This is a genomic window from Aerococcus sp. L_32, assembly GCF_050689315.1.
The window spans coordinates 1-10,777 of sequence record NZ_JBOEQF010000071.1; the positions used below are offsets into that span (position 1 = coordinate 1).

The following is a 10,777-nucleotide window of genomic DNA, read 5'->3' on the forward strand; positions in this document are numbered from 1 at the left end:
GCGGGAAATAGCTCAGCTTGGTAGAGCACTTGGTTTGGGACCAAGGGGTCGCAGGTTCGAATCCTGTTTTCCCGACTAATGGGGTAGCTCAATAGGGCTATCTTTTTTTTATTTTTAAATTTCGTGTATTTTTAAAAAGGTGCGAGACATGGCGTTCAGACAGGAGTGGGATTCAACCTTCCTATCTTAGCCTGGATGCTTGCGCCTTTTTTTATTTTCTGTATCTATAATGGTGCTTTGGACCTATGATTCTAACTTATAAAAAGTTTACAATACAAATTAAAGAAATGCGTTATACTAAAGGTGATTAATATTTCAGACAATAGCGTAGACTATTGAGGGGAGATTGGCTATGGATATGCATCGTAAACAATTCGTACAGCGATTGATTCATTTACTGAATGTTGTGGGTACGGTTGCTACTGTAATCTTTATTGTTTGGGCATGGCGGAATGGTTTGTTGACGGATAAGGTGGCCTTTTTAAGGTTTATGGGCCACTTTGGGATTGCCGCACCGCTGATGTTTGTGGTGATTCAATTTATCCAAACCGTTGTGCCCGTCATACCTGGTTCGATTACCATCCCGCTTGGTGTATATATGTTTGGGGATGTCTGGGGCTTTATTTGGAACTTGATGCCCATTTTCTTAGGGTCCATATTCAACTTCTACTTAGCCCGCAAGTATGGCCGAAGTTTGGTCCATATGCTAGTGGGAGACAAGTACTATAATAAGGCCTTAAGTTGGCTGGATGACCGGTCGGGCTTTAAACGGGTCTTGATTTTAGGTTTGATCTTGCCCTTTATGCCGGCTGATGTAATTTGCTATGTGGCTGGTTTAACGAATTTGTCTCTGTCACGTTTCGTTCAAGTCTTGGCATTGGGGAAACCCGTTACCATTTTGATTTATTCCTATTCAACTATCTTTTTAGTTGAATTAGTGAGTAAGTGGATATAGGAGTCTATGATGAAAATTTTATTGCACAGTGATATGAAGAAATCAATTCAACAAAGTGGGGTAGGACGCGCCCAGTTGCACCAGGAAATGGCCCTTGAATCTGCGGGCATTGCCTATACAACCAATTACAAGGATGACTTCGACATGGTTCATATCAATACCGTCTTTCCGCATTCCCTTGTCGTTGCCAAAAAGGCAAAAGCCGCTGGTAAACCTGTCATCTACCATGCTCACTCAACTATGGAGGATTTCAAGAATTCCTACACATTTTCTAACCAAGCGTCGCTTGGTTTTAAATACTGGCTCAACACCTGCTACAACTCGGCAGACCTGATTCTAACGCCAAGTCAGTATGCTAAAAACTTACTTGAAAAATACGATATCGATAAACCAATCCATGTCATCTCAAACGGGATTGACCTAGCTTATTGGCAAGCTAGCCAAGAAGAAGTGGCCAACATGAGGGCGCGGTTTAATCTGCGCCCGGACCAGAAAGTAGCCATTTCAGTGGGTCTACAAATTGAGCGTAAGGGGATTATCGAATTTGTCGAGTTGGCCAAGCAAATGCCAGAGGTTAACTTTATTTGGTTTGGCTATTCAAATCCTTATACCTTGCCTAAAGAAGTCAAAAAGGCCATCGCCACCAAGTTGCCCAACTTAATTTTTGCCGGCTATATCCCCCGTGACCAGGTCCGCGTTGCCTATCAAATGGCAGATGTCTATTTATTCATGACGCACGAGGAAACAGAAGGGATCGTCTTACTTGAAGCATTAGCCAGCAAGGTGAACACGATTGTATCTGATTTACCTGTCTTTGATTATTTAAAAGCTGACCGAGATGTTTATAAAGCCAATGCACTTGAAGATTTTAAAGTGCAATTAGAAGGACTTTTAGACGGTGATTTAGCGAGTCTTAGTGAAAATGGTTACCAACAAGCCAGCTTAAAAAGTATTCAAAATATTGGCCAGCAGTACATTTATGAGTACCAATATGCCGGTGCCTGTCAGCTTGAAATGCAAGGCGATAAGAAACTCAGCAAAATCCTTTTTTCAAATTTTAAAAGATAATGACAAAATCCACAAAAAATGCAGATAAATTGACGGTCCAGTCTAACAACAGACTAGGGCCGTCTTTTTTCGTAATATGTGCGTTTAAGGCCGCTATTTGTTATCATATGAAAATGATTGAAAAGGGGATAGATATGAAAGCAATTGGATTTGATTTAGACGATACCTTGTATAACCGATTAACCATCTATGAGGAAACCTATCGAGATATGCAGGCGACAGACCACCATTTAGACGTTGATTTTGAGACCTTCAATCAAGTCTACGCTGAATTCTCCGAGCAAGAATATCAAGCCTTTATGGCTGGCAAAAAGACAGAAGCTGCCTTCAAAAACGACCGGGTCATTGAAACCTACGCCCATTTCGGTCATGAAATTGACCAAGCAACTGCTATAGAGTTCAACCAACTGAAAAACCACTATCAAGAACAATTAAGTTTGAGCGAAGACTTAGTAGCCTTGATGGAAGCAGCCTTATCTAAAGGGATGACCTTATTTGTCTTAACAAACGGAACGACAGAGGCTCAAATCGACAAATTGGCCAACCTAGGCGTCGACCAATTGATCGACCGGGATAAATGGTATATTTCAGAAAGTATGGGCGGGTCAAAACCACAACGCAAGGTATTTGACGCCATTGCTGCTGATTTAAATGTTGCACCTCAAGAAATCTTGTTCGTCGGTGACGACTACCAAAATGATATCGAAGGGGCGATACAAGCCGGATGGCAAGTCATTCACTACAGTAAAACAGAAGTCCCAAACACAGTAGCCACCTGTACAACAGATGACTTCCTAGAAATGCGGACTTTGTTGAACACGCTAACTGGTGAGATGGTTACGCGATAATATTAATAGAGTGATGATGGATACCTTTGTTTTTTGAAGGTATCTTTTTGTACTTAAATATAATAAAATAGACCGTTTTAATTCTACGGATTAGTTTTTTTCAATTTTAAAATGAAGAAATATCTACTAACATAAAAATGTAAGCGCTATTATTATGTATTCAAGGAGGTAAATATGAAAGATAGATCAATAGAAATTCTAAAAAAGATAGATAGATCCAATTTACCCCTCACGTTTGATTACCTTTCTGATGAGTTTGATGTGACAACCAGAACTATCAGAAATGAGATTGAGGTGATTAATGAATTTTTGCAGGAAAACGACCTAACTACTGTTGAAAGTATTCGGGGTAAGGGGTTATCAGTAAATTTTTCGGAAGTGGAAAGAGATAAAATAAACGATTTATTGCATATGAGGATAGATTACTACAGTAAAGATGAACGGATATTGGATTTAGTGTTGTCAATCGCTTTGGATAAACAACCAACGTATCTCTATAGGAAACAGGAATTTTATAGCGTTTCTAAAAGTACGATGGACGAGGATATGAGAAGTATTCGAGCCTTTCTTACAGACTATAATATTGAAATTATCAGTACGCCGAAAGTGGGGATGGTTCTAAAGGGTAAAGAACGTGCGATACGTACGATGATTTACTCCCTGATTAATAAAAATACTTATGACTTGAGATATTTAAACGATTCTACAACCAATTTATCGCATATTGTGAATGGGTATATTGAGCCAGATATTTACTGTGAGATAGAAAAGATATTTCAGCGCGATATTTGGAATCCGATTGGAGAAAACTATAGACAAAATTCAATGCTACTATTATCCATTTGGATTAAGAGGTTGAAGCAGGGATTTATAGTTGCACATGAAGAGTTTGATCAAAATTATGATGCTGTGACATCTAGCAAATTCTATAAATACCTGAATGCTATGGGTGAAGAATTTGAAATAGCGATATCAGATGAAGAACAAAAATATATAATCTTTGTCCTGGAATCCCTTATTAGTGAAGATGATGAACATCGAGCTGAAAATTGGATGGAACTACAAATTTTAACAATTCAAATGATTAACTCAGTCGAAAATAATACACGAATTCCATTTAGTCAAAATGAATCAGTGTTACATTCTGGGATTTATAACCACCTAAAAGGGATGGTTCTTCGACTGAATAATCAAATTCACCTGAGCAACCCACTTACAATTACGATTAAGAAAACTTATGCTGATATATTTGCAGCGATTAAACTATTTTTTGAAAATTTAGAAAATGAGCACTTTATTCAAATTACAGAGGATGAAATTGCATATTTAACAATTCATTTTTCAGCATCATTAAGTGTCATTAATCAAGAGAATCAATATTGGTATAGGGCAGCTGTCATATGTAATCATGGCGTTGCTACGGGTAAATTGTTAGCTGAGAACTTGAAAGAATTATTTAATATCGAAATTATAGGTGTTTTTAGTTCTGTAGATATTGATGTTTTGAAGAAACTAGATATTGATTTAATCTTTTCCACAGTTGATATAGTTGTTGATTTTCGTCCGTTCTTAAAATTGGAACCTATCATAACAGATAGTGTTAAAGGGCTAATCAATCAATTTTTAATGGTGAATCGTGATAAGCGACGATTAAGGGTCCAAGAAAAAGATTATACGGAAATGTTTCAAAGCATACTAGGCATAATTACGGATGAGCAGGGTGTTCTGACCGCGGCTAATTATGAAAAGTTGGAGGAGGTTTTCTTGAAGCATGGTCTACATACAAATGAAAAGGAGCTGCAACCTATGATAAAAGACATTCTAATGAATTCTGATATTCAAATTCAAAAAGAAGTGGCTAATTGGGAAGATGCAATAAGGGTTGTTTCACTTCCTTTATTAGAAAAAGGCGTCATTGAAGAATCTTATATCGATGCGATGATCGAAAGTGTTCATGAATTTGGACCGTATATTGTTCTAGCACCTCAATTCGCATTAGCGCACGCACGACCAGAAGACGGTGCAAATCAAGTGGGATTAAGTATATTAACTTTGAATGAGGGTGTTGATTTTGGCAATAGTGAACACGATCCTGTTAAGTTAATTTTCTGTTTATCTGCAATAGATTCCCATTCCCATCTAAAAATCATGAAGGAGATTATCAATTTAATAAATCATCCTGATAAAATTGATCAAATTTCCAAGGCAACTAGTATAGAGAATCTAAAAACGATTTTGTTGAATGAAGGAGAGAGCTAATATGGGCAAGAAAGTTGAAATTTTGTTTGTGTGTGGTGCGGGATTGGGTAGTAGTTTTGCAGCGCAAATGTCAGCTGAAGATGTGTTGAATAAGTATAATGTCAATTCTAAATTAGATCATGTGGATATTTCAACCGCAGCTTCTTCTAAAGCTGATGTAATTATTACAGCCTCAAACTTTGAAAAACAATTTCAAAAATTTGATATCGACCAAGAGATGACACCAATCATTTACTTAAAGAACATTGTTTCAAAACAAGAAATTGAAGAAAAATTAATTCCTGTTTTAAAAGAAAAAGGTTTCATCTAGAGAGGAGACAAACCTATGCAAGTTATAAATTTTATTGTCGACAACATTTTGACTCAAGCGTCGATTACGATTTCATTAATTGCAATGCTCGGGCTGATTTTACAAAGAAAATCAATGGGACAGGTAATCTCGGGTACATTTAAAACCTTGTTAGGCTTCCAAGTCTTAAGTGCAGGATCGAGCATTATCGTATCCAGTTTGACTTATTTTGGGGAAATTTTCACAGCAGGCTTTAACATGCATGGGATTATTCCATCCATCGAGGCGGTAAACGGGCAAGCGATGAATGAGATGGGACTGGGTAGTGAGATTGCCTTAACTTTTCTAGCAATCTTTGTTTTTAATATTCTAATTGCCCGATTTACCAAGTGGAAATATATCTTCCTTACAGGTCAGGCGTTGCTTTGGATGGCCACTATGACCACCGTATTCGGTTATGTTGCAGGTCTTAGAGGGATTGTGTTGATTATAGTAGGAGGATTTGTTGGTGGTGTGTTCGCAGTGGCGATGCCGGCAATGGCTCAGCCAATTATTCGTAAAGTTACAGGTAGTGATGATATTGCTTTAGGGCATTTTTGTACTATTGGTTATTTATTTGAAGCTGGCGTGGCTAAGTTATTTGGGCAAAAAGGTGAAGATAAAAATTCTATCGAAGATATGGAATTGCCAAGTTCGTTTGAATTTCTACAAGATACATACTTGTCATTAATGGTGGTTATGGTGCCATTGTATATTGTGACTGCACTCTTCGCTGGACCAGGAATTGGTGAATATGGTGATCAAAACTACATTATGTTCGCCTTTATTCAATCCATTCAGTTTGTAGTTGGGGTTTATGTCTTGTTGGCAGGGGTTAGACTGCTATTAGGCGAAATCGTCCCAGCCTTTAGAGGTATCGCGATGAAACTAGTTCCGGATGCTAAACCTGCACTAGATTGCCCCGTATTCTTCCCTTATTCACCTAATGCTGTAATTTTAGGATTTATTACCACAACCATCGGAACAGTTCTAGCTATGTTTGTCCTACCGATTTTTGGGTTAGCAATGATTTTACCAGGGATCTTAACAAACTTCTTTGCAGGTGGTACTGCTGGTATCTTTGGTAATGCAGTTGGTGGACGCAGAGGTGCAATTATTGGTGGTATTGCACATGGGTTCTTCATCACCTTGTTACCAGCCTTGTTAGTAACGGTCTTTACCTCTATAGGGTTTGTAAATGCAACGGCGACCGATGTGGATACTGTTGTTGCAGCTTTACTTTATGCATGGGTATTAGGACCATTAATGAAAGCGTTTTAGAAACAAAGGGGGACTATTGTGTTTGGATTTGGAAAAAAGAAAGCCAATACGAATATAGCCGAAGTTGAAGAAGTTCAATTGAGTGCTGAAGAAATTGCAGAAGTGAAAAAAGAAATCGAAGAGCTAAATCAAAGTAATCAATTTCAAGATGAAAAATTTTATGAACGCAGAGGCCTTCTTTACGAGCGCATAAAGGACGAAGATGCGGCCATTGAGAATTTCGAGAAGAGTTTGGAAATCAAACCTGCAGTAGGAGAAGGGTATAAAAAATTGATGTCCCTTTATAATGCCAAAAGATCTACTTCAGCTAAACAAGGTGACGGTGAAGGTATTGATTACTACATGAATAAAATGGATGAATTAAGACAAATCGCTAGAAAACATTCAATTGGATAAGGATTGGTGAAAATATGTATTTAAATTTAAAACAAATTACTGAAATCGCAGAAGAATTTAACTTTACCGTAGGTGCCTTTAATGCTCACAATTTAGAAATGTTGCCAGATATGATTCGAGCAGCCAAAGAACTAGGGAGTCCAATTATTATCCAAACAAGTATCGGTACGGCTAAATATATTGGCTACAATGTATTAGTCTCAGTGATTAAAACCTTAGCTGATGAGGAAATGGTTGACGTGACACTACACTTAGACCATGCAAAAGATTTAGAAGAAATTAAAGCCGCAATTGAAGCAGGATATTCTAGTGTAATGTTTGATGGTTCAGATTTACCATTCAAAGAGAATATTTTGAAAACACGGGCAATTGTACAATATGCACATGAACGAGGTGTTTCAGTTGAGGGTGAGTTGGGTATTATAGGTGGTACAGAAGAAGGCGTGACGGTATCTGTTGAAGAAACAGCTTATACAAATCCTGAAGATGCTGCCTTGTTCGTTGAAGCAACGGGTGTAGATGCACTAGCGGTCGCTATTGGTACAAACCACGGTCAATATACTTCTAAAACAAATGTGAATATCCCTTTACTAAAAGAAATTCATAAATTAGTGGATACGCCATTGGTTGTGCATGGCGGTACAGGTGTTAAGGAAGAAGATTATCCTGATTTAATTAATAATGGTATCCGGAAATTTAATGTAGGTACAGAGTTATTAGTGAATTGGACTCAAGCAGCTAAAGATTCATTTGGCACGACTAAAGTGGACTCTTCACTCCGAAATAATATCGTTCCAGCTAACACTAAAGTTAAGGAGATTGTAAAACATAAAATCAGTTTATTCATGAATGTCGACACACCATTGGTAGCGGAGAAGGGTTAATTTATGGAAAAAACGTTGCTGATAATTGCAGGACCTCCAGCTACAGGAAAATCTTATCTTGTAGATATTTTAAAAGAGTCGCTATCAGATATGGTTGTTTTATCACCAGATGAATTCAAAATTAATCTAGCTGAAAATATAGGATTTAATGATTCTGATGAAAAGAAGCGACTTGAAGGTAAAGCATGGAAATTGTTTTATGAAGCGATGGACTTGTTCATGAGGTTGGGGAAGCGTTTTGTAGTGATTGAGTACCCCTTTTCCGACAAACAAAAAGCACACCTTCAAAAATTATCAAATCAATATGACTATGGTTGTGTAACGATTAGGCTTGTAGCAGATTTTGAGGTCCTTTGGGAAAGAAGGAGAAAGCGTGATTTAGAGCATGGTAGGCATTTGAGTTTGATAATGGACAAGTATCATTATGGGGATACGTTGCTGGATCGCGGTAGCGCAACTGACTTAATAACTAAATCTGAATTTGCAGAGATTATTGATCAACGTGATTACAATCATTTTCATTTGGGTGATTTGTTTGAATTTGACGTTACAAACTATGACATCGTCGACTACTCAGAGGTCATTGACTATTTGAAAAGTAAACGAATTAAAATTTATAATTCTAAAAAGTACACATAAGTTATAAAGTATTTTTAATTTTATCATAAAACCAAAATTTGATGTGAACGATTCGATTTTTGAGAAAGCCAGCAAAAGCCTATATTTTGTTGGCTTTTTTATTTGGCACCTAATAAAACATAACTATCATAGTATGTAAGATAACGTAACACGTTTTGTATTTTTGCGGAAATTTCATTGACAATTGATTGTATTTAGCACATGATAAAACACATATAAAATGATGAGAAAGTAAGAGGTGTTTTTTAATGATTGCATTTATGGGGTACGCCCTGATTGTTATTTTCATGTTTGTTATTATGCGTAAGAAGATGTCACCCTTCATTGGTTTGGTATTCTTGCCACTGTTATGGGCGATAATTGGACAAGTCCTTAATTTGTGGCAAATTGATATTGGTCAAGCGGCTATGGATGGCTTGGGGACCACATCATCTACCGGGATTATGCTATTCTTCGCAATATATATGTTTACCATCATGATTGACGCAGGTCTATTCGATCCCTTGTCTAACGCGATGATTCGTTTTGCCAAAGGGGACCCCTTAAAAGTCGCCTTGGCAACTGTTGCCTTAACTGCCGCGGTCTCCTTAAATGGTGACGGGACGGCGACTATGATCATTGTCTGTACCGCTATGGTGCCAATTTACAAGAAACTAAATATGTCCATGCTAAACCTAGCTGTTTTAACCATGACGTCGCACTCAATAGTCAACTTACTACCTTGGGGTGGTCCAACTGCCCGTGCTATCGCTGTTATGGGGGTTGAAACCAATGATGTTATGCGTGGTTTAGTACCGATGATGGTAGCTGGTTTGATTTATATGTTTATCATCGCTTGGGTTTTTGGTTTACAAGAACGGAAGACGCTTGGTGTGGTCAACTTGTCTGAACAAGAAATGCAGGCCATGATGGTCATCGACGACCCAGAAACCCTTGAATTACGTCGACCTAAAAATGTCTGGATCAACTCAATTATCGTCCTTGTAGCCATTGCCTTATTGGTTGAAGGGTCTGTGCCTTCAGCGATTATCTTTATGTTAGGTACAGTGATCACCTTACTAGTCAACTATCCTAATCCTAAAGACCAAAAAGCGCGAATTGACAGCAACGCATCTGAAGCCAACCAGGTGGTTATGACCGTATTTGGTGCCGGTATTTTCATGGGGATTTTAAACGCGACCGGTATGTCAGATGCCATCGCCACATCCCTAATCGCTATCATCCCTGAGTCGTTAAGTGGTTTCTACGGTCTAATCGTAGCCATTATTTCAGCGCCAGGTACTTATTTCCTACATAACGATGCCTTCTACTACGGCATGATGCCTATCTTGTCAGAAGCCGGCTATGCTTACGGATTTACCCCGTTACAACTGACATTTGCGTCTCTAATCGGTCAATCTTTCCACTTGTTCAGCCCATTAGTGCCTTTCTCATACGTACTACTTGGTTTAACCGGCGTGGAATGGGGCGACTGGCAGAAAAAAGGTTTGGTCGTATCACTTGGGATTTTCATTGTCTACGTGATTACTGCTGCCATCTTTGGTTTGTTACCCATTTTACAATAATGATGAATCAATTAAAGCTATTATATTATCGACTTTAAAAGGAGTGGATTTCATGACGAATACACATACAATCGCCTTAATTCCTGGGGACGGGATTGGAAAAGAAATTACACAAGTTGTCAAACAAGTGGCAAAAGCCCTAGGCAGTCCAATTGCTTGGGATGAAGTGGTCGCTGGCCAAGACGCCATTGATGCCACGGGTGAACTGATTCCCAAAGCTGTTTACGACGCCATCGATACACACAAGGTTGCCTTGAAAGGGCCCGTTGCAACGCCAATAGGTGAGGGTTTCAGATCGGTCAATGTATCGCTTAGAAAACATTATCAATTACATACAAACATCCGTCCAATCCGCGTATTAGGCCAAATTCCAGCCATACACCGGGATGTGGACATCGTCTTATTCCGGGAGAATACAGAAGATTTATACGCGGGTGTTGAAGCGCAAATTTCACCTGACGAAGCCCATTCCATCAAAATTATCACTAGAAAGGCAACAGAACGGATTGTTACAGCAGCTTTTGAGTATGCCGTAGCTAATGACCGCAAGACGG

The 10,777-nt window shown here is 38.5% G+C and carries 11 protein-coding genes and 1 tRNA gene; all 12 read left to right on the top strand.

Annotated elements, in window-relative coordinates:
• Position 1: 1 nt before the first annotated feature.
• Positions 2-75: transfer RNA gene (locus ACRCJ0_RS06335), tRNA-Pro, on the top strand.
• Between the two features lie 277 nt (positions 76-352).
• On the top strand, positions 353-955 hold the full coding sequence (locus tag ACRCJ0_RS06340; protein ID WP_016898051.1) for a TVP38/TMEM64 family protein: 603 nt from the start codon (positions 353-355) through the stop codon (positions 953-955).
• 6 nt (positions 956-961) lie between these two features.
• Positions 962-2,023: a glycosyltransferase family 4 protein gene (locus tag ACRCJ0_RS06345; protein ID WP_431383719.1), complete on the top strand. Its 1,062-nt coding sequence runs from the start codon at positions 962-964 to the stop codon at positions 2,021-2,023.
• 107 nt (positions 2,024-2,130) lie between these two features.
• Entirely contained in the window at positions 2,131-2,871 is a 741-nt protein-coding gene (locus ACRCJ0_RS06350; protein ID WP_431389926.1) for an HAD family hydrolase, read from the top strand.
• Between the two features lie 174 nt (positions 2,872-3,045).
• Complete coding sequence (locus tag ACRCJ0_RS06355) at positions 3,046-5,130, top strand: BglG family transcription antiterminator (RefSeq protein ID WP_431389928.1); 2,085 nt, start codon at positions 3,046-3,048, stop codon at positions 5,128-5,130.
• 1 nt (position 5,131) lies between these two features.
• The gene (locus tag ACRCJ0_RS06360) at positions 5,132-5,440 is read left to right on the top strand and encodes a PTS sugar transporter subunit IIB (RefSeq protein WP_270370908.1); all 309 of its coding nucleotides are present in this window, start codon (positions 5,132-5,134) and stop codon (positions 5,438-5,440) included.
• A 15-nt stretch (positions 5,441-5,455) separates the two neighbouring features.
• Positions 5,456-6,739, top strand: coding sequence for a PTS sugar transporter subunit IIC (locus ACRCJ0_RS06365; protein ID WP_270370907.1), 1,284 nt, complete (start codon positions 5,456-5,458; stop codon positions 6,737-6,739).
• 18 nt (positions 6,740-6,757) lie between these two features.
• Complete coding sequence (locus ACRCJ0_RS06370) at positions 6,758-7,135, top strand: tetratricopeptide repeat protein (protein WP_270370906.1); 378 nt, start codon at positions 6,758-6,760, stop codon at positions 7,133-7,135.
• A 14-nt stretch (positions 7,136-7,149) separates the two neighbouring features.
• Positions 7,150-8,019, top strand: a complete 870-nt coding sequence (locus ACRCJ0_RS06375; RefSeq protein ID WP_270370905.1) for a class II fructose-bisphosphate aldolase — start codon at positions 7,150-7,152, stop codon at positions 8,017-8,019.
• A 3-nt stretch (positions 8,020-8,022) separates the two neighbouring features.
• Positions 8,023-8,658: an AAA family ATPase gene (locus ACRCJ0_RS06380; protein WP_270370904.1), complete on the top strand. Its 636-nt coding sequence runs from the start codon at positions 8,023-8,025 to the stop codon at positions 8,656-8,658.
• 248 nt (positions 8,659-8,906) lie between these two features.
• On the top strand, positions 8,907-10,223 hold the full coding sequence (locus ACRCJ0_RS06385) for a CitMHS family transporter (RefSeq protein ID WP_271735870.1): 1,317 nt from the start codon (positions 8,907-8,909) through the stop codon (positions 10,221-10,223).
• A 52-nt stretch (positions 10,224-10,275) separates the two neighbouring features.
• On the top strand, positions 10,276-10,777 hold a 502-nt coding region (locus ACRCJ0_RS06390; RefSeq protein ID WP_431389929.1), incomplete at its 3' end, for an isocitrate/isopropylmalate family dehydrogenase.

What these genes read in the sequence shown, in the direction of transcription:
- ACRCJ0_RS06375 (WP_270370905.1), top strand. Translation starts at nt 7,150, where the DNA reads ATGTATTTAAATTTAAAACAAATTACTGAAATCGCAGAAGAATTTAAC.
- ACRCJ0_RS06345 (WP_431383719.1), top strand. Translation starts at nt 962, where the DNA reads ATGATGAAAATTTTATTGCACAGTGATATGAAGAAATCAATTCAACAA.
- ACRCJ0_RS06385 (WP_271735870.1), top strand. Translation starts at nt 8,907, where the DNA reads ATGATTGCATTTATGGGGTACGCCCTGATTGTTATTTTCATGTTTGTT.
- ACRCJ0_RS06355 (WP_431389928.1), top strand. Translation starts at nt 3,046, where the DNA reads ATGAAAGATAGATCAATAGAAATTCTAAAAAAGATAGATAGATCCAAT.
- ACRCJ0_RS06380 (WP_270370904.1), top strand. Translation starts at nt 8,023, where the DNA reads ATGGAAAAAACGTTGCTGATAATTGCAGGACCTCCAGCTACAGGAAAA.
- ACRCJ0_RS06340 (WP_016898051.1), top strand. Translation starts at nt 353, where the DNA reads ATGGATATGCATCGTAAACAATTCGTACAGCGATTGATTCATTTACTG.
- ACRCJ0_RS06350 (WP_431389926.1), top strand. Translation starts at nt 2,131, where the DNA reads ATGAAAATGATTGAAAAGGGGATAGATATGAAAGCAATTGGATTTGAT.
- ACRCJ0_RS06365 (WP_270370907.1), top strand. Translation starts at nt 5,456, where the DNA reads ATGCAAGTTATAAATTTTATTGTCGACAACATTTTGACTCAAGCGTCG.
- ACRCJ0_RS06360 (WP_270370908.1), top strand. Translation starts at nt 5,132, where the DNA reads ATGGGCAAGAAAGTTGAAATTTTGTTTGTGTGTGGTGCGGGATTGGGT.